The organism is Segatella copri (genome assembly GCF_019127135.1).
Lineage (GTDB): Bacteria > Bacteroidota > Bacteroidia > Bacteroidales > Bacteroidaceae > Prevotella.
On record NZ_JAHOEA010000019.1, the window covers coordinates 1 to 19,513 of the forward strand.

Genomic DNA, 19,513 nt, shown 5'->3' on the forward strand with positions numbered 1-19,513 from the left:
ACAGAAATCTATCAAATATAGCCAATATCTGACTTCATTCTGTCTCAGGACACACATTCCGGGTGCAAAGATAACAATAATTCTTTAAATGAAAGCTATAATTTATGCAAGAAAGGAAAAATATTGTATTTTTATTTTGATTTCTCATCGTTTTGATGTACCTTTGCAGAGAAAATGGCTTGTTTTAAGCCATCGGAAACAAAAATATAACTATAAGATAAAAATGGAAAAAGTAAAGACATTAATTATAGGTAGCGGGCCTGCAGGATATACAGCTGCCATTTATGCGGGTAGAGCCAACCTGCAGCCAGTACTCTATTCGGGAATGCAGCCAGGCGGCCAGCTCACCATCACCACAGAGGTAGAAAACTTTCCGGGCTATCCTAACGGCGTAGACGGAACGCAGATGATGATGGACATGAAGGAACAGGCAGCCCGATTCGGAGCAGAAATGAGAGACGGAAGCATCGTGAAGGCAGATTTCAGCTCACGTCCATTCCATCTTACCGATGAACGCGACAACGAGATTGAGGCAGAAACCGTGATCATCGCCACAGGCGCATCTGCCAAATATCTGGGTCTTGCCGATGAAGAGAAATATCGCGGACAGGGCGTTTCAGCCTGCGCTACCTGTGACGGATTCTTCTACCGCAAGCGCACAGTAGCCGTAGTGGGCGGTGGCGATACTGCCTGCGAAGAGGCCATGTATCTTTCAGGACTTGCCAAGAAGGTTTACATGATTGTGCGCAAGCCTTATCTCCGTGCTTCAGAAATCATGCAGCAGCGCGTAAAGAACAAGGAGAACATCGAGATTCTGTTCGAAACCAATACGCTGGGACTCTTCGGCGATAATGGTGTAGAAGGTGCTCATCTCGTGCGCCATAAGGGCGAAGCCAACGAAGAGAAGTTTGACATCAGCATCGACGGATTCTTCCTGGCTATCGGACATAAGCCTAACACCGACCTATTCAAGGGGCAGATAGATCTCGACGAGCAGGGCTTTATCAAGGTTGTGCCAGGTACTGCCACTACCAACATTCCGGGTGTTTTCGCAGCAGGCGATGTGGCCGACCCAATCTACCGCCAGGGCGTTGTAGCCGCAGGCTCAGGAGCCAAGGCAGCCATCGAAGCCGACAGATTTCTGCAGCAACAGTAAAAACTATAGTATAAAATCCTATAAAGCGGGGTTAATATAGTTAAAAAATAACAGCAATATTTTGTCAGATGCAAAAAATGTATTACTTTTGCATCTGACAATATAAAAGGAAGATTGGCAGAGTGACCGAATGCGCTGGACTCGAAATCCGGTATACCCTCTTCTGGGTATCGGGGGTTTGAATCCCTCATCTTCCGCCATGTTCCGCAATCAGGAACTGTCATTTTTTTAGTTTCACAAAAACAACTCGACATGAAAAAAATCATCATCCCCATATTTATGCTCCTCCCACTGATGACTGCACAGGCTCAAACCGTGCTGACCGAAGAGCAGCAGCTGGAACAGGCACAGAAACAGTTGGAAGCTGCCAAGAAGGCACTGGAAGTGGCTAAAATCAAAGCACAGGCTGCCAAACTGAAGGCTCAGGCTGACAGCATCAACGCTGCAAGCGCCAAGGCTGAAGCTGAAGCCAAGAAGACTGAAGCCAAGAAGGGCAATGCTACTGAGCCAGAACCTGCTGTAGTGAAGGAGCCAACCACACCAACCACGGGATGGGCGGTTCCTGTTACCGTAGCCGCTAAGCCAAAGGAGGCTGCCAAGACTGCCACCAAGCTGCCAAATGGCACTACAGCCAAAGTGGACTTGAAATATCTGGCAGGCGCCATCACCTATAATGATGAAAACAAGATTGAATTCACGCTCGATACGGATGCTAACGGAAAAACTGCCAAGCAGATTTACGACATCGTATTAAAATACATGAGTGAACTGACACAGAACGAGCAGAACATAGCAAGCCGAGTAGCCCTGGTAAACGATGTAGAACACATCATCGCCAACACGATGGACGAATGGCTCGTCTTCAGCCAGTCATTCATCTCACTCGACCGCTCTGAATTCAAATACCAGCTGGTAGCCAGGATTTCAGACAATCATCTGAATCTCTCGCTCGGCCGCATCACCTACAACTATGAGGAAGGAAGAAGCACCGGTTTCAAAGAACCTGCCGAAGAGGTAATCAGCGACAAGATTGCGCTCACCAGGAAGCAGAACGACCTGGCTAAGATCTTCGGAAAGTTCCGCAAATGCACCATCGACCGCAAGGACCAGATATTCGCAGACTTAACTGCATTAGTAAAACAATAAGTTGAAGAAAAAAACATGGATAATCAGAATACAGATAATAAGATACAGCAGAACGAGGCACAGCAGCCTGCAAACGCTACAGCCCAGCCTACAGCTGAGCAGGGAGCAGAACAGACAGAGCAGAAGCAGCCTACCAGCTACGCCGTAAGACCACAGCACCGCCGACTCCGTCCATTGGCCTACAGCGACCAGAGCAACATGCTGAAGGTACGCAACTATCTCAACATCGCCTTCATGCTGCTCGCCATCGTGGGTGTAATACTCTGGACCCAGTTGGAAGAGAGCCGTAATATCGCCTACATCGTACTCATTGTGGGTGTAGTGCTCAAGATTGCCGAAGTATGTATCCGACTATTTAAGAAATAATGAAGAAGAAGAAAATTATATTCTCATCACTCCTATTTTGTGCTGCAACCCTCCCGGTTGCGGCACAAAACGATTTTAACTATAACGAAGATTCGCAGTTCCGTCCTCAAACCAACCGCAAGGTGAACACCGATTCACTGGGCTCAGACAAAGAGATTCCGAAGGGCATCAAGGTATGGACTGTAGACGAACGCTTCGGCGACACAAAGGCTGCCGTAGTAGACACTTTGCAGCACATGTATATGAACACAACCTTCACGGAAGGACTGAGAGGCGAATACAACACCCTCGGAAACATGGGTACTGCCCGACTGAACCGAATCTTCATCGACCGCCGCAATACACAGGGCAACTTCATCTTTACAGAGCCCTATGACTATATCGTAAATCCGGTAAGCGACTTCCATTTCACCAACACCTACTCACCTATCACCAACATAACGCTGAACAGCTGCGGCGACAAGGTGACGGGAGAAGATGACTTCAAGGCCATGTTTGCCGTGAATGCCAACAAAAGGCTAGGCGCCGGTTTCAGATTCGACTACAAGTATGGCAGAGGATATTATAACGCACAGAGTACCAGCCACTTCAAATACACCATGTGGGCTTCTTACCTGGGCGACCGCTATCAGGCACACTTCCTCTTCAGTACCAATCATGAGAAGATGACCGAGAACGGCGGTATTACCAACGATGATTACATCAAGCATCCGGAAATCTACACCGAATCGTTTGCCACCAATGAAATTCCTACCGTTCTGGAACAGAACTGGAACCGACTGGACAACCAGCACATCTTCTTTACCCACCGCTATAACGTAGGTTTCAGCCGAAAGGTAAAGATGACCGAAGAAGAAATCAAGGCAAAGAAATTTGCCATGGCTTCGAAAAAGGAAAATGCTGAAGAGGATGCGAAGGAAGAAGCCAGAAAGAAAGCCAAGGAACAAGGCAAGAAATTTGATGAGAAAGCCTACGACAAACAGCAGGGAGCTAAATTCAGCGGCCGTCCTGACGGAGCAAAGATTGCCGGCGATGAACCGGCTAAAGACTTAGCCGCAAAGGACATCAGGAACGACAGCACCCGCATCGCCGTAAACGGAAAAGCCGCAGCCGACAGTCTGCTTGCTGTCCAGAAGAAAAATGCCGAAGACTCGCTTTTCTACAAGAGCGAATATGTTCCGGTAACGAGCTTCATCCACACAGTAAAGTTTGACAACTATCGCCGTATTTACGAAGCTTATCAGACGCCAGCCGACTATTATCTGAACGAATATTACGATGCAGGCAGACTGACCGGTGATTCCATCTACGACCAGACCAAGCACTGGCACATGAAGAATACCTTCGCCATCGCCATGCTTGAAGGTTTCAACAAATGGGCAAAGGCAGGCTTGAAGGCTTTCGCAGGCTACGATCTCCGTCACTATGAACTGCCAACCATGGAAGGCGGTTTCGAAAAATACAACGAGCATGTGCTGAGCGTAGGCGGACAGCTGAGCAAGCAGGAAGGCAAGACCCTCCACTACAATGCCGTAGCAGAAATAGGACTGACGGGTGTTGACGCCGGAACCCTTGCCATAGATGGTAATGTAGACGTGAACATCCCATTCCTGGGCGACACGCTTCAGGTAAGAGGCGATGCTTTCTTCCATAGAGAAACCCCATCGTTCTATTACCGCAACTATCACGCCCGTCATCTGTGGTGGGAGAATGAACTCGACAAGACCATCCATACCCGCATCATGGGTACGCTCTCCTTCCCTAAGACGCGCACCAAGCTGAGAGTGGCTGTAGATGAAATCAAGAACTACACCTACTTCTCGCAGAGCTATGACATTACAGAAAAGGGGTTGCGAACAGGAGTCATGGTTACACCCATGCAGGAAAGCGGAGGAATCAACCTGCTGACAGCACAATTGGAGCAGAACTTCAGACTGGGCATTCTGAACTGGGAAAACCAGTTTACCTACCAGCATTCGAGCAAGGAGCGTGTTCTGCCGGTACCAGCCTTCAATGCCTACACCAACCTCTACATCAAGTTCAAGGTTGTAAAGGTATTGAATATAGATCTGGGTGCAGACATGCGCTACTTTACAAGCTATGAAGCTCCAGACTATTCACCCTACATGGGACAGTATACGGTACAGGGCAACGGCGAGAACAACGTAAAGATAGGCAACTATCCTATCGTCAATGTTTACGCCAACGTTCACATCAAGCACACCCGTTTCTTCGTAATGATGAGCCATATCAATGCAGGACAGGGGGACAAGAACTACTTCTTCGCACCTCATTATCCTATGAACGAGCGAGTGTTCCGTATTGGAGTAAGTTGGAACTTCTTCAATTAATCTTCCTGATTCCTTTAAGGATTTCAGAAGATTCAATTTTAATCTTTTTAGAATATGATAGAAACAAATTCTATAAAAGCATGGTATCTAGCCGCACGCCCGAAGACTCTGACGGCGGCGGCTGTTCCTGTTTTATTGGGTATTGCGCTGGCTTATAAAGACGCTCAGCAGATACAGACATTGCCAGCCCTACTCTGCCTGCTCTTTGCATGGGTAATGCAGATAGACAGCAATCTGGTGAATGATTATTTCGACTTCAAACATGGTAATGACGACGAAACCCGACTGGGACCGAAACGAGCCTGCGCTGAAGGCTGGATTACTTTGGAAGCCATGAAATGGGGAATCATCCTCACTACCCTTCTGGGTTGCGCCATAGGACTTCCGCTGGTTCTCTTCGGTGGTTGGGAAATGGTCATCGTAGGCATCTGTTGCGTAGTCTTCTGTTTCCTCTATACTACCTGTCTCAGCTATCTGGGCATGGGCGATATTCTGGTGCTGCTCTTCTTCGGCATTGTACCCGTATGCTGCACATACTATCTCGTAATGCCCGAAAACATGCAGGGAGTAAGCCTGGAAACGGTTCTCGTATCTGTAGCCTGCGGACTGGTAGTTGATACGCTGCTCATTCTGAACAATTATCGTGATCATGACAACGACCTGAGAGCCGGCAAGAAGACTCTTGTGGTTCACATAGGAAAGAAGAATGCCGAGCGGTTATACTGCTCATTGGGCAATCTGGGCATCATTACCATAATAGGTGTCACCATCTACGAAATATTTCAGCATGAAGCCAGCAGCATGTTCCTGCCGCTTGCAGCACTCTATATCATTCTGCACAACAGAACTTATATGGAGATGAAAAAGATAGGCGAAGGCAGAGAACTGAACAGAATTCTGGGCAAAACAGCTCTGAACATCTTCTGTTTCGGCATTGTATCATCCCTGATCATTATCGGAATGGCGAATTGAACAATAACATCCTAATAATAATGTACGCGCGTACCTTATTATATAAACAAAGTGGAGGAATATCTATGAAACAACAGGTAAATCTCGAAATCATGGACTTTGTGGAGAAACAGATTCTCCCCAAATATAATGCCTTTGGCGAAAGTCATGGGCTCAGACATGTTACCCGAGTCATCAGAAACTCTCTAAAACTGGTTCCGGTAACCGGCGCCGACATTGATATGGTTTATGTGATAGCTGCTTACCACGACCTGGGAATGAGCGGTCCACGTGCCATTCACCACATCACCAGCGGCAAGATTCTGCAGGCAGATGCAAGACTGAAGCGCTGGTTCGGTCCGGAGCAGATTAAAATCATGAAAGAAGCCGTTGAGGACCATCGGGCTTCATCCAGCCGTCAACCTCGCAGCATCTATGGCAAGATTGTGGCAGAAGCCGATCGCGACATTGATGTTCATGAGATATTTCTGCGCGCCATACAGTATGGCAAAGAAAACAATCCAGAATATGACAAGGAGCAGCAATGGGAGCGGTTCAGCCAGCACATGGACGAAAAATATTCACGAAACGGATACATCAGGTTATGGATTCCCAACTCCCCTAATGAGAAAGCGCTCAACGAACTTCGCAATATTATAGAGGACAAAACGGAACTGAGAAAATATTTCGAAAAAATATTCGAAGAAAACAGCTAAAACATTTGGTAGTTTCAAAATATTGCATTATCTTTGCATTATCAAATAATGACTAAGATGTTTTGCACCGTTGCATCGTGATGATGCATGGGTGCTAGAAGGAATAAGGGTCGTTTCGGTTCGATCGGGATACTCATCAAATTACACTATTGAAACCGAGAGGACATTCTCTTGCTCATGGCGGGCCACATAAACTGCTAGGCAGGTAAGCTGAAAAGCCGGTGGATTACAAAGGCGGAGAACTCTCAAATGTTTATACATTCGGAGTTTCATCACATCATCGAGCGGCCCTTTCTTTTACAAGAGGCGGATTTCTGAGAAAGAAGTCCGCCTCTATTTGTTTTATAGGCAGATGACTATAAAAAATGTTGAAGAAAACACCCCCTGATAATGTGGGAGTTACAAAGAAAATGCATTTTTATCGAAAAAAAGTTGCAAAAAGATTTGGTGGAATCAGAAAAATGTAGTACCTTTGCACTCGCATTTGAGAACGATGCTTGGTTGATTCGGTTAAGAATCCGACTGGAAGGTTGGGTGAGTGGCTGAAACCAGCAGTTTGCTAAACTGCCGTGCGGGTTACCGTACCGGGGGTTCGAATCCCCCACCTTCCGCAAGCTATCGTCCGAAAAATGTACCGTTGGTCGATTCATCTAATGGTTAGGATACAAGATTCTCAATCTTGGCATAGGGGTTCGATTCCCCTATCGACTACATGTGTTTTTCATGGTATTAGATTAATAAGTCTCTATAAGTCGGGAGACCAATAGAGATTTTTTTTGAATGGTCGATTCATCTAATGGTTAGGATACAAGATTCTCAATCTTGGCATAGGGGTTCGATTCCCCTATCGACTACGAAAGTGTTTTCATGTATTAATTTAGATTGTTTAAGCTTGCATTTAGTTCTTTACCAAAAGGCTACTGCAAGTTATTTTTATATATATACGTACGAAGCCATATGAAACAATTATACACTATCATCTCCCTTCTTTTTCTGTTTACCCATCCTGCATGGGCGCAGCAGCACGAAATACTCAACCAGCGCATCAGAACCCTACAGGTGGTCGGCGGAACCAACTGGCTATCGCTCCCAGTCTCGTCACTGGGCGGAGAACCTATCCACATCGATTTTGACGACATGACGCACGATTATCACCGATACAGATACAAGATTGAACATTGTGATGCAAACTGGAACGTAACTTCTTCGCTCTTTGAAAGCGACTATATGAGAGGATTCAACGGCAACCAGATTATTGAAGATGTAGAGCAATCCATCAACACCAATCATCCTTATACCCATTATCATCTGGCAATTCCCAATGCCGACTGCCAACTTACCATGAGCGGCAACTACAGACTGACGGTTTATGACGACAATGCGGAAAACGAGGAAGAAGGTAAAATGTTTACAGCCTGCTGGATGATTACAGAGCCTCAGCCATTGGTTAAACTGAAGTTAGAAGCTACTTCTACAACAGATATAGATATCCAGAAGGACCATCAGCAACTGAAAATGGAACTGGATCACAGCCAGCTGAGAATCACTCATCCCAACCAGCTGAACATCGTAGTGCTTCAGAACGGAAGATGGGACAATGCTGTCATCAACCCTAAACCCGACTATCTGAGTGCGGGGAAAATGAGTTGGCAGCATGTAAGAGCTTTGATTTTCGATGCGGGCAACGAATACAGAAAGTTTGAATTTCTGGACACCGATCATCCAACCATGGGAATAGACGCCATAAATTGGGATGGAAGCGACTATCAGGTTAAAGTAATGACTGACAGCCCTCGCCCCAATTACGTTTACGATGAAGCAGCCAAAGGTTCGTTTTATATCCGCAACAGCGACAACGTAGAAAACAACAACACCTGCGAATATGCACAGATTCACTTTACCCTGAAAGCTCCAAAACTGCCAGGCGATGTTTATCTGAACGCAGATTGGACCTACGGCCGTTTCCTCCCCGAATATCGGATGGAATATGATGAAATGACGAAAACCTATCACACACGTCTCTTCATGAAGCAAGGTTATTACAGTTATCAGTATCTCATGAAGATGGAAGACGGAAGCATCAGGCTGCTCCCATCAGAAGGAAATTTCTACCAGACCCAGAACAAATACAATGTACTGGTTTACTATCGGGCTCAGAGCGACCGCACCGACCGGCTGGTAGGATATGGAGAATTAAAATAAAGAAAAGAAATCAGATTAAAAAGAAAAAGGAGTTATAGCATTTCAGAATGCCGGAACTCCTTTTCTATTTAATCCTAAAAGTGGAATTTCAGATCAACACCACATTGGAAAGGATTGCCACGCTGGGCAAAATACAGTTTCTTTCCTGTTGCTGCATTATCAACAGCAAAAGTATTGTAATTAGTATCTGTGAGATTCTTACCCCAGATACTGATGCTCATCTTGCTGAAATCAATATCACAATGCGCACCCATCACGAAATACATCTTCTGGCTATAGGTATTGGCATTATCCCAATAAGTCTTGCCCTGCGCATTCATATTCAATCCGAAGGTAAACTGTCCCAAATGATAGTCAGCCATGGCTGCTATCGTATGCTGGGGAACATAAGGAACCTTCTTGTCCTTATAATTCACAGCCTTATCACCCTCGCCATCAGTATATTCATCAAATACGGCGCGTGTAAAACCATAGTTTACACCCCAATCAAAAGCACCGTCGAAAGCCTGACCCTTGAGCGCGGCTTCAATACCACAACTGTGACTCTTACCTGCATTAACCATCATTCGGCCAAAGCCATAGGTTCCTGCCATCACTGAGAGTTGCTGATTGCGAACCTGCATATAGAAGGCACTCAAATCGAAATGAAGACGATGATCAAAAAGATTGAGATGCGTTCCAACCTCATAATTCCATGAGGTTTCCGGCTTAAAGGCAATAGTCTGGTTCACCCTATCATAATCTTCATCGGTATGAGGAACGTCATAATTGCCTCGCATCGCATGCTGACGGTTAGCATTCAGTTCGGTCTGCAAGATGTCACTGAACATCTGGATATTATAACCGCCTGCACGATAGCCCTTGCTCACTGTGGCATAAACATTGCTACCCTGCTCATCAAGCTGGTAACTTAAGCCAAATTTTGGCAGGAGCTGGTTGTAATCATCACCCGTTTTGCGGTCGAGCATTGAACGCAAAGTATAAGTAGCTTCCCTACCCATCACCTTAGCTGTCATCGCCATATAAGCATAAGTATCGTAATGAATACTTGTATGCATGAAATCGTAACGCAAACCAAGCGTAGCTTTCAGACGGGAAGAAAGATCAAACGTACTCTCGTGATAGAGACCCAAATTGCTCTGAGGAGTATGGAACAAACCCGGAGCTCCCATATCTACATTGACAGAAACCCCATTAGCCATTGCCGGAGGCATTGCATGCTGCATCTGACTCTGGATAACATTACCGATAGGCTTCGTCAATGCCGAACCGAATTTTACAGGACCATTTGTCTTCAACCACACATGGGAGAAGAATGCACCCTGGGTAAGATGCCAGAAACCGAAGAAAGGCTGACGGCTCTTAAATGTGAACTCCTGAGTGATAGAATTCTGCAACTGGTCTTGCTGCAAGCTCAAATAATCTTCAGGAAGATAATCCTGATCCATCTTCATATTGTCATCCAGGAACTGATAGCTGGTAGTAGAAGCAAAATCCCATTTTGCTCCTTCATGGCGAAGATTTACACCCGAAAGCAGCATGTTGCGGCGATAAAGCCCAGGGAATGTAGTATTTGGCAATGCAGCCTTGCCACTGTTTAAATCCAGCTGACCATAAGGAAATGCATGCTGATAGACAAATTGGTAATTGGCTAGCAAATCCATGCTCCATCCTCTATCAAAACGGAACTTAAGATTAAACTTACCGCCAGCCTCATCATAATTGTCGGCATAATCGCTGGTTCCTGCACGATGGAAAAATCCCTTCTGTCCATCATAGAAAGCAGCTACCCCTAATGCGATACGAGGTGAAAGCTTCATATAATGAGCCGCTTCTACATTACGGTAGAAATGAGAGCCCAATCCCAGATTAACGTAGGTGCCCTTGCTATCATAAGCATCGCGTGAATAGATGCGCACCAGACCACCTTCAGAATTCTGACCATAGAGTGTTCCCTGTGGACCACGGAGAATATCTATACGGCTGGTCTGATAATGGTGAAGATTGAAAGCTGCCTTACTCAACACCGGAATTCCGTCAAGATAAATTCCTACAGCCGGACTGTTGATACGGCTTCCAATGCCGCGCACATACATGGCGTTGGTAAAACGCGATCCATAGTTAGGCATTACGAAGTTAGGAACATAGCAGGAAAGTTCGCGCAAATCGCGAGAACCCAATCGCTGCATCTGATAAGAACCAAAGGAAGTGCTGCTGAGAGACTGTTGACGAAGACGGAAATTCTCCTTAGGCTGCGAAACAACCACAACTTCATCAATATCATAAACTCGACTGCTATCAGCCAGCAAGCCGTTAGCGTCTGCAAACTTTTCATTCGTACCCAATGACAGGACAGAGCAAGTAGCCCTTTCGTTATCCGCAGCACTAGCCTGCAACGCTACCGCTGCCAAACCAATGCATACGCTCTTTTTACTATAAAATACTATTTTTTTCATAACGGGTGCAAAGGTACATATTTTTTCCTGCACCCCCTATCCTTATTTATGAGGAAACAGATAAGCCCGTATGGCAAACCATATATAGGCTACTAGCAGTAAATAACCTATATAATATAAGGTAGTAACACTGAAAATGATGTAATCAATGGCGCAAACACCCACTAAACCACCCAGATACAGAACTGCATCACCTGCCGGCAAACGGTGTTTCACCTCATCAACACAAGCCAGTCCTACTATCAGTATCGCCCAGACTGTAGCCAGGAAAAAGCCCAATATAGGCGGTACGGCAAAAGGATTGAGCGTAGGATGAAAATAAAAATGACGCCATACTTCTGGCAAAAACAGCTGAATGGTTGCATAGAAGGTTGCTGATATCGAAACAATAAGCACCAACGCTGTTGGATATGGGGAATCTATATCATTGAAGTGAACCAGTTTACCATTGCTATGGAATATCCTGCGAACGGTATAGGCTACAGCTATGATGATAATGATAACCAGGAAGATGAGCAAGTGAGTATTGCTGAAGGTCATGATGAACTCTGAAATAGGATCATCGGGCACAACCTTCGGCAGCAGACGGGACTCACGGGTCCAGCCAAACTGATTATCTTCTGTAGCCAACTGCACCCAAACTGAATCTACAGAATCCTGAGGAACCATACGGATATCCGTAACCACCAGCAGGCGGTTCTTTCGGACGGCGAAGGAGTCGATAGGCAAATTGCTCAAAAACTCTTCAGGCTGTTGTGCAATCAATTCCAGGGAATCCTTGAATACCAGAAAATTGAATTTGTTGGTATAATGATGGGTGGTAGAAAACGAAATGGAATCGAGTTGTTTATTACTGTACTCTACCATAGCTGCATGCATCTGGTGATGAGCACGGCGATGATAACAACTGCTGAACATCAAGAGGATGCCCAGCATACAAAGAATCTGTATCGTCCATTTCTTTTTCATTTATTTCTCACTATATAAGTTCATCTGACATTCATTGCATGCAAACTCCAGACGGAAACGGCGACCGTCACCCAACTGCAGGAAGAGAGGTTCTCTCCAGGATGGCTTCTTGCCTCCACGCTTTACACAGTAGCCCAACGAATAACGGATACAATGGCGGCACTGCATCAGGAGCGATTCTCCCTTTTCGTTGGTATACTTAGGTTGCATACTTCGGTTTGCCTTGTCTTTTTCTATATTCTCATCATATTCTTCCTGGGTCTTAGCATCCCATGCAGAAGGAATATTCTTACCCAACTCAAATGCCGGAACTACTTGCGACAGGCCATGAATCTGATAAAAATCTCTTGCATCATAGTTAGCTATATTATAGAGGTATCCCCATTTTCCGTATTCCGGCTGCCAAGTCAATTCCTCTTTCGTAAGTCGGTGTTCACCAGGCTGACTGAATCCAAAACCATTGTTGAACAAGGTTCTATCCCATCCACCCCACAACGACTTATCAAGCTGTTTCTGATTTGCCTTGGTAAGTTCATCTATCAATTCACGCCGGATAGCAGTGAGAATACTGTTCGGAACAAAGTATGTTTCCATTCCCTTCAGAAGTTCTACCTGGTAAGCTTCGTAAATCGTATCGCCCAGTTTGCTCATCTGAGCCTTTATATTTTCGCCCTGCGGGCGTTTCGCCTTTTCGAGCTTCAACTCTTTAAACACCTCAGCCACCTGATAAATCATGCCACCATCAGCCTCTTTCGTCTTCATGATGTTGACAACTGCCTTTACACCCTGTGGCTCTTTCCTGAACTCATTGCCCATCACAGGCTCCATTGCTATGACAATATAGATTTTACGTTCAGCAGACTTACGAGCCAGCAAAGCCTCGAAAGCCCGATCGTTATTACGATAAAGAGCCATGCCCGGACGCAAGTGTTCAGGCATTCCAAACGGATAGAGGCGATTACCCTCTACTCTGTTCACACGAAAGCCTTCCAACTCACGGTCATCATTGATAAAACACAATCCATCGCCATTTTTGAAACTGGCTACTGTGGCTACGTTGAAAGAGATGTTGCCACGTATCTCCTTAACCTTACCCACAAACTCGCCGATAGCTTTCGGTGTATCGAAAGAAGCAATATCCGGCTGTCGCCCATTCAGAAAATAATGGGTAAAGCCACGATTGAAAGTCTTCTTCAGATTAGGTGTAAAATTGTATTCAACATGTCCCACCGATGCACGGCGATACTTGCGCGGTTCTGCTTTTACGATTGCATCGAGTTGACTGCTATAGGCTGCCACCACATTCTTGACGTAGTTGATATCTTTTAATCTTCCTTCTATCTTGAACGAAGTAGCTCCAGCATCAGCAAGATCCTTAAGATGATCAAGCTGACAAAGATCCTTGAGCGACAACAGATAACGCTGATGTTCAATCTCCTGACCATTGGAATCGAGCAGATCAAACTTCATACGACAGAACTGTGCACATTCTCCACGATTGGCAGAGCGCCCGAAACACTTCTCAGAAGCATAACATACACCCGAATAGCTTACGCAGAGCGCTCCATGTACAAAGACCTCTATTTCTCTATCAGGAATCGCCTGATGTATTGCCTTGATTTCATCGAGCGAAAGCTCACGAGCCAGAACGATACGTTTGAAACCTAATGTGGTAAGCCAATACGCCTTTTTTGGAGTTCTTACATCACACTGGGTACTGGAATGCAATTCTCTGCTCCACAAATTCTGCGCTCTCACCTCAGTAAGCACACCCATATCCTGCAGCAAAAGTGCATCAACACCAATCTCATCAAGTTGCTGGATCATCTTAAGCGTATCCAACATCTCATCCTGATAGATGATTGTATTCACAGTAACGTGAACCTTTGCTCCAAACTGATGAGCATAATCACACAACTGTCTGATATCTTCCAGCGAATTGCCTGCTGCTGCTCGTGCCCCAAAACGAGGTGCACCTATATATACGGCATCTGCACCATGATCTATGGCTGCAATACCACATTCCAAGTTCTTGGCAGGCGCCAATAATTCTAATGTTTGCATAAGAAATCTGTCTCTAAATCACCCGACTCCTTCAAATTAACTGATTTCGTCAATATTGTAAGGAGTCTCCTGATAAACATAATAGTTGATCCAATTACTGTAGAAGAGGTTGGCATGAGCGCGCCATGTAACTAGAGGTTCCTCGTTCGGATCGTCATGATAATAATAATTCTTTGGCAGTTCTACATCATCACGCTTACCCATATCACGCTTATATTCCTTATCCAGCGTGTTTGGCGCATACTCAAGATGACCCGTTACAAAGAATTCGCGGCCGTTTCTAGCCATCACAATGCTGACACCGCTTTCAGGCGATTCGGCAATGATGTCAAGTCCTGGTACTTTTTCAATATCCTCACGTCTTACCTCTGTATGGCGACTATGAGGCATATTAAAGATGTCATCGAAACCGCGGAAGATTGGCTGAGACAAATCGAGAGGCTTCTGTTTAAAAATACCAAACATCTTCTTCTCTAAATGATACTTAGGAACACCATAGAAATGATAAAGACCAGCCTGAGCACCCCAGCAGATATAGAGTGTTGAAGTAACATGGGTACGGGCCCAATCAAAAATCTCTTTGATTTCAGGCCAATATTCTACCTCCTCATAAGCCATCGTTTCGATAGGAGCACCGGTAACTATCATTCCGTCAAACTTCTGTTTGGAAAGTTCCTGAAAATCCTTGTAGAACATCATCATGTGTTCTATTGGAGTATTCTTTGGCGTGTGACTTTTCAGCTTCATGAAATAAACCTCTATCTGAAGAGGAGTATTCGACAGAAGACGAACGAGATCTGTCTCGGTCGTAATCTTGAGGGGCATCAAATTGAGCACACAGATTTTTAACGGACGAATCTCCTGTTTATGCGCACGACTTTCGTCCATCACGAATATATTCTCATGCTTCAGCAGTTCGATAGCTGGAAGCTTATCTGGTAATCTTAACGGCATTTATTTTATTCCTTTCTTAAAATTTTTCTGCAAAGTTACACAATTTCAGCGAAGATAACGAAAGAAGAAACATTTTTTTGAGAAATATAAATAAATTAATGTGGAAAAGCAAAAGAAATCTTTCTCTTTGAAAAGGATTGTTAAAGATAAATGCGAATATTAACCTATCAATCCGTTTTTAATCAAAAAAAAACAAAAAGTTTTTTGGTGAATACAAAATAAAGTTGTACTTTTGCGTCTGCGGAAGTGCAACTTTTTTATTTGAAGTTAAACGAGCCGCATGAATGAATAGTAAACAGGTTTAAATATAGAAGATTATGAAATTTATAGGAATTATTCCAGCAAGATACGCATCAACACGTTTCCCGGGAAAACCACTTGCCATGTTAGGTGGCAAGCCAGTGATACAGCATGTTTATGAGAAAGTAGCAGCTTGTCTAGAAGCAGCCTATGTTGCAACAGATGATGAGCGAATTTTCAAAGCAGTAGAAGCATTTGGCGGTAAAGCTGTTATGACGCGCAAGGATCATAAGAGCGGTACTGACCGCATTGAAGAAGCTATAGAAAAAATTGGTGGAGACTGGGATGTTATTGTCAATATTCAAGGCGATGAACCTTTTGTTGCCAAGAGTCAACTGGAAACCATCTGCCAGTGTTTTGATGACCCAACAACCCAAATTGCGACTTTAGGAAAGGCTTTTACCAGTATGGAAGCTGTTAAAAATCCTAACAGTCCAAAGATAGTAGTAGACAATCAAGGCTTTGCTATGTATTTCTCTCGCAGCATCATTCCATACGTAAGAGGAAAAGAAGAGGAAGAGTGGCTCAAAAGTTTTCCTTATCTGAAACATTTGGGCATCTATGCTTATCGCAAAGAAGTTTTAAAAGAGGTAACTCAGCTACCACAAAGCTCACTGGAAATAGCAGAGAGCCTGGAACAGCTTCGATGGCTACAGAATGGCTACAAGATAAAAGTTGGTACTACAGATGTAGAAACTGTAGGCATCGACACGCCAGAAGATTTGCAGCGGGCAGAAGATTTTTTGAAAAACGGAAAGTAATAAGAAGCATCATATACTTTTAAAGTTTCGCAGAATGAACAAAATTGAAAATATCGTCAAAAAATATATTATTCACCACGGTATGTTCAAGTGGCAAACACCATATATCGTTGCCTTGTCTGGAGGTGCCGATAGCGTTGCCCTATTGCTTATCCTGAAAAATTTAGGACTGAATATTACTGCTGCACACTGTAACTTTCACCTTCGCGGCGAAGAGAGTGACAGAGACGAGCAATTTTGTGTAAATCTGTGCCAACAACAGGGAATCAGTTTGTCTCGAATCCATTTTGATACTTATGCTTATGCCCATTTGCACAAGGTAAGTATCGAAATGGCTGCACGCGACTTACGCTACCGCTATTTTGCCCAATTAGTAAAAGACTTGCATGCAGGAGGCATATGTGTGGCCCATCATCGCGATGACAATGTAGAAACTTTACTTCTGAATCTGTTAAGAGGATCTGGAGTAGACGGATTAGCAGGCATCGCCCCCAAAAACGGAAACATTCTGCGCCCACTTCTCTGCATCAGCCGACAGGATATATTGCAATATCTAAAAGAAAAGAAACAAGATTTTGTCACAGATTCAACAAATTTAGAAGACGATGCTTTAAGAAATAAAATTCGCCATCATGTAGTACCTCTCTTAGAAAGTATCAACCCGGCAGCAAGTGAAAATATTGCTCTCACTGCCAAATACATACGCCAAGCAAAAATGATACTTGACAGCATGGATAGCATCAGTACAACCGATTCTTACAGGAACGTTATAAATATCCCAAAAGTATCTGTCATGAATGCTCCAAGTCCGGAATTCATACTCCATAAAGAATTAAGCAGATTTGGTTTTCATGGCAATGTTATTGATGACATCTGTGAAAGCCTCAACAGCCAGGATAGTGGTGTCGGTAAAATTTGGAAAAACGAAGATTATATGATAGTCATCGACAGAGAAAAGCTGTTGATTTCTAACATACAAGACTTGAATAACATCCAGGAAGAGAGAGCGTTCCGACTGCCGGAAGAAGGCATTTACAACATGGACGAAGGAACCCAAATCAAGATAAGAATCTTCTCGAATATGGGTAACTTCATGCCAAGCAAAGAATCGCAATGCATCACTTTGGATGCTGAAAAAGTCAGTTTTCCCCTCACCTACCGACTGGTAAAAGAAGGCGACAGATTTCAACCTTTCGGCATGAAGGGAAGCAAACTGTTGAGTGACTATATGACGGATAAGAAATTTGACTATATACAGAAGAAAACACAACATGTGTTAACTGATAGTAAAGGTGAAATCATCTGGCTTATCGGCGAACGTACGTCAGAGAAAACGAAGATTACCGAAACCACCAAGAAAATATTGGAGGTCATCATCAAATGAAAAAGAAAATATTATATATCACAAGTTTAGTTCTCATTCTGCTGGCTGCCGCCAGCACATGGAGCTATTATTGCCTGAACCCATCAAATGATAGAGTGAACAAGGCAAAAGCAAACATAAAAGTATATAGTCACTATGAATTAATTCAAAATGGAAAAACAATACTCCGGTTCGACGAAGACACAACAACACTGGCTGCCAACTTTATGAACCGTTGGGCGTTGATTCCTTCATGTCAAGGAAGACTTGCCGCCTGCTACAACAACAGCATCAGCCGGAATCACTATCTTGGCAAAGATGCAGATAGCATTTTTAAAGAGAAAGTTGATTCTTTAGACAGTTTGTATAGAGACTCCAAATGGAAAGTTGGAGAACTGAATTATTATATTCACTCTCATTCTGTTCAGGATATAGGCTACAACTCTATTTGTGCTTATACCCAACACGAACTGGAACTACGCGATTCTGCCAAGAAACTGATCGATTCCCTGAAACATGTACAGAAAAAGGGGCATTTCAAGTTGAAACGTTCCATTTCATATCAAGCCTATTATAGAGACGAGAACGGAAAGTGGAAAAGTCAGGCATGCAAACTCATCAAAGCGAAGAATGGAGAAACTGTGCAAGAAAGCCACACATTCCAACTTTCCTCAGAAACGACTCCTGAAGGGGTTAAAGCTATTTCACCTCAACTTGCAGTATCTTTAGCAACTGCTCATGGAGTCACACTTCGACGCTCTATTGATTACACCCTCTTACCTGATTCTCTAGGATATTATCGGGGTACAACCGACAGTATCTATCAACCCAACGGTCATGGATGCTGGCAAGGATACGATGGAACCTATTATGAAGGTTACTGGAAAAACGGAAAACGTGAAGGATTCGGATTCAGCATTGCTCCCAAGAAGCCTTTACGAATAGGCGAATGGAAAAATGACCGCTATAAAGGCGAACGACTTGTATATACATCAGAACGTATTTATGGCATAGACCTGAGCAAATACCAGCATGGAAAAGGCAGAAAAAAATATGCTATCAACTGGAACCGTTTACGCATTACACATCTTGGCCGCCTCAGCAAAAAGACAGTGTCAGGAACAGTAAACTTCCCTATTCGCTTCATCTATGTCAAGAGTACAGAAGGTAAATCGCTGTTAAATCCATATTATAAAAAAGATTATCGTGATGCAAAAGCACATGGTTACAAGGTTGGAACCTATCACTTCTTTACCACCATAACACCTGCTGCCGAACAAGCACGACACTTTCTGAAACATAGTATCATTAGGAAAGGCGATTTTCCCCCAGTTCTTGATGTAGAACCGCTTCCTAGTCAAATCAAAAAAATGGGAGGATCAGGAGTATTGTTTGCACGCATCAGAACTTGGCTTAGAATAGTAGAGAGAGCAACAGGTGTTAAGCCTATTCTTTACATTAGCCAAACTTTCGTAAATCGCTATCTGACACGAGCTCCCGATCTGAAACATAACTATCAGGTTTGGATTGCGCGATATGGTGAGTATAAACCAGACATCAGACTGGTATATTGGCAGCTCTGCCCTGACGGAAGAGTTGCGGGAATACATGGAGAGGTAGACATCAATGTGTTTAACGGATACGATGACGCTTTTCAAAGTTTTGTTAAGAACAAGACGGTAAAATAACCTTTAAATGAATAAGTTAGGTTAATTACGTTAAAGTAAGTTATAAATCTAGTTACGTATCAATATTTTT

At 44.1% G+C, this 19,513-nt stretch carries 14 protein-coding genes and 4 tRNA genes; 14 read left to right on the forward strand and 4 right to left on the reverse strand.

The window, feature by feature from the left end; translation table 11 throughout:
• Positions 1-223 precede the first annotated feature (223 nt).
• The 11 genes from trxB (at position 224) to KSW37_RS06785 (ending at position 8,888) form a co-directional block, all read left to right on the forward strand.
• Positions 224-1,156, forward strand: a complete 933-nt coding sequence (gene trxB / locus KSW37_RS06735; RefSeq protein WP_217313791.1) for a thioredoxin-disulfide reductase — start codon at positions 224-226, stop codon at positions 1,154-1,156.
• 108 nt (positions 1,157-1,264) lie between these two features.
• A tRNA-Ser gene (locus tag KSW37_RS06740) sits at positions 1,265-1,356 on the forward strand.
• Positions 1,357-1,408: 52 nt separating this feature from the next.
• Positions 1,409-2,302 carry a DUF4468 domain-containing protein gene (locus KSW37_RS06745; RefSeq protein ID WP_217313792.1) on the forward strand — a complete coding sequence of 298 codons (894 nt, stop codon included), beginning with the start codon at positions 1,409-1,411 and terminating at the stop codon, positions 2,300-2,302.
• A 15-nt stretch (positions 2,303-2,317) separates the two neighbouring features.
• Positions 2,318-2,668 (forward strand): mechanosensitive ion channel protein MscS, encoded by a 351-nt coding sequence (locus tag KSW37_RS06750; protein WP_233400434.1) that lies wholly within the window; start codon positions 2,318-2,320, stop codon positions 2,666-2,668.
• A complete protein-coding gene (locus KSW37_RS06755; RefSeq protein ID WP_217313793.1) occupies positions 2,668-5,019 on the forward strand; it encodes a putative porin in 2,352 nt (783 codons plus the stop codon). The genes KSW37_RS06750 and KSW37_RS06755 overlap by 1 nt, the downstream gene beginning before the upstream one ends.
• A gap of 54 nt (positions 5,020-5,073) precedes the next feature.
• Positions 5,074-5,991 (forward strand): 1,4-dihydroxy-2-naphthoate octaprenyltransferase, encoded by a 918-nt coding sequence (gene menA, locus KSW37_RS06760; protein WP_217313794.1) that lies wholly within the window; start codon positions 5,074-5,076, stop codon positions 5,989-5,991.
• Positions 5,992-6,056: 65 nt separating this feature from the next.
• Positions 6,057-6,686, forward strand: a complete 630-nt coding sequence (locus KSW37_RS06765; protein WP_217313795.1) for an HD domain-containing protein — start codon at positions 6,057-6,059, stop codon at positions 6,684-6,686.
• A gap of 524 nt (positions 6,687-7,210) precedes the next feature.
• Positions 7,211-7,297, forward strand: a tRNA-Ser gene (locus KSW37_RS06770).
• Between the two features lie 28 nt (positions 7,298-7,325).
• Positions 7,326-7,397 (forward strand) — tRNA-Glu (locus KSW37_RS06775).
• A gap of 71 nt (positions 7,398-7,468) precedes the next feature.
• Positions 7,469-7,540: transfer RNA gene (locus tag KSW37_RS06780), tRNA-Glu, on the forward strand.
• A gap of 103 nt (positions 7,541-7,643) precedes the next feature.
• On the forward strand, positions 7,644-8,888 hold the full coding sequence (locus KSW37_RS06785; RefSeq protein ID WP_217313796.1) for a DUF5103 domain-containing protein: 1,245 nt from the start codon (positions 7,644-7,646) through the stop codon (positions 8,886-8,888).
• 74 nt (positions 8,889-8,962) lie between these two features.
• On the opposite strand, the gene KSW37_RS06790 is transcribed toward KSW37_RS06785, so the two are convergent.
• Genes KSW37_RS06790 through metA form a run of 4 tightly spaced genes read right to left on the reverse strand, consistent with a single transcriptional unit; the run spans position 8,963 to position 15,331 of the window.
• The gene (locus tag KSW37_RS06790) at positions 8,963-11,344 is read right to left on the reverse strand and encodes a TonB-dependent receptor (protein WP_217313797.1); all 2,382 of its coding nucleotides are present in this window, start codon (positions 11,342-11,344) and stop codon (positions 8,963-8,965) included.
• Positions 11,345-11,386: 42 nt separating this feature from the next.
• A complete protein-coding gene (locus tag KSW37_RS06795; RefSeq protein ID WP_217313798.1) occupies positions 11,387-12,313 on the reverse strand; it encodes a zinc ribbon domain-containing protein in 927 nt (308 codons plus the stop codon).
• Positions 12,314-14,377 (reverse strand): peptidase U32 family protein, encoded by a 2,064-nt coding sequence (locus tag KSW37_RS06800; protein WP_217313799.1) that lies wholly within the window; start codon positions 14,375-14,377, stop codon positions 12,314-12,316.
• A 36-nt stretch (positions 14,378-14,413) separates the two neighbouring features.
• Positions 14,414-15,331 (reverse strand): homoserine O-acetyltransferase MetA, encoded by a 918-nt coding sequence (gene metA / locus KSW37_RS06805; RefSeq protein WP_217313800.1) that lies wholly within the window; start codon positions 15,329-15,331, stop codon positions 14,414-14,416.
• 317 nt (positions 15,332-15,648) lie between these two features.
• Here metA and kdsB point away from each other — a divergent pair, with 317 nt between their 5' ends.
• The 3 genes from kdsB to KSW37_RS06820 are packed head-to-tail and all read left to right on the forward strand — an operon-like array spanning position 15,649 to position 19,443.
• A complete protein-coding gene (gene kdsB, locus KSW37_RS06810; RefSeq protein ID WP_217313801.1) occupies positions 15,649-16,392 on the forward strand; it encodes a 3-deoxy-manno-octulosonate cytidylyltransferase in 744 nt (247 codons plus the stop codon).
• Positions 16,393-16,426: 34 nt separating this feature from the next.
• Positions 16,427-17,776 carry a tRNA lysidine(34) synthetase TilS gene (tilS, locus tag KSW37_RS06815; protein ID WP_217313802.1) on the forward strand — a complete coding sequence of 450 codons (1,350 nt, stop codon included), beginning with the start codon at positions 16,427-16,429 and terminating at the stop codon, positions 17,774-17,776.
• Complete coding sequence (locus KSW37_RS06820) at positions 17,773-19,443, forward strand: GH25 family lysozyme (protein WP_254368573.1); 1,671 nt, start codon at positions 17,773-17,775, stop codon at positions 19,441-19,443. The genes tilS and KSW37_RS06820 overlap by 4 nt, the downstream gene beginning before the upstream one ends.
• Positions 19,444-19,513: the final 70 nt, after the last annotated feature.

Bases quoted from the DNA above. Each gene is read 5' to 3' on its own strand.
- KSW37_RS06765 (WP_217313795.1), top strand. From the start codon at position 6,057: ATGAAACAACAGGTAAATCTCGAAATCATGGACTTTGTGGAGAAACAG.
- KSW37_RS06800 (WP_217313799.1), bottom strand. From the start codon at position 14,377: ATGCAAACATTAGAATTATTGGCGCCTGCCAAGAACTTGGAATGTGGT.
- menA (WP_217313794.1), top strand. From the start codon at position 5,074: ATGATAGAAACAAATTCTATAAAAGCATGGTATCTAGCCGCACGCCCG.
- KSW37_RS06750 (WP_233400434.1), top strand. From the start codon at position 2,318: ATGGATAATCAGAATACAGATAATAAGATACAGCAGAACGAGGCACAG.
- metA (WP_217313800.1), bottom strand. From the start codon at position 15,331: ATGCCGTTAAGATTACCAGATAAGCTTCCAGCTATCGAACTGCTGAAG.
- KSW37_RS06790 (WP_217313797.1), bottom strand. From the start codon at position 11,344: ATGAAAAAAATAGTATTTTATAGTAAAAAGAGCGTATGCATTGGTTTG.
- KSW37_RS06755 (WP_217313793.1), top strand. From the start codon at position 2,668: ATGAAGAAGAAGAAAATTATATTCTCATCACTCCTATTTTGTGCTGCA.
- KSW37_RS06745 (WP_217313792.1), top strand. From the start codon at position 1,409: ATGAAAAAAATCATCATCCCCATATTTATGCTCCTCCCACTGATGACT.
- trxB (WP_217313791.1), top strand. From the start codon at position 224: ATGGAAAAAGTAAAGACATTAATTATAGGTAGCGGGCCTGCAGGATAT.
- kdsB (WP_217313801.1), top strand. From the start codon at position 15,649: ATGAAATTTATAGGAATTATTCCAGCAAGATACGCATCAACACGTTTC.
- KSW37_RS06795 (WP_217313798.1), bottom strand. From the start codon at position 12,313: ATGAAAAAGAAATGGACGATACAGATTCTTTGTATGCTGGGCATCCTC.
- KSW37_RS06820 (WP_254368573.1), top strand. From the start codon at position 17,773: ATGAAAAAGAAAATATTATATATCACAAGTTTAGTTCTCATTCTGCTG.
- tilS (WP_217313802.1), top strand. From the start codon at position 16,427: ATGAACAAAATTGAAAATATCGTCAAAAAATATATTATTCACCACGGT.
- KSW37_RS06785 (WP_217313796.1), top strand. From the start codon at position 7,644: ATGAAACAATTATACACTATCATCTCCCTTCTTTTTCTGTTTACCCAT.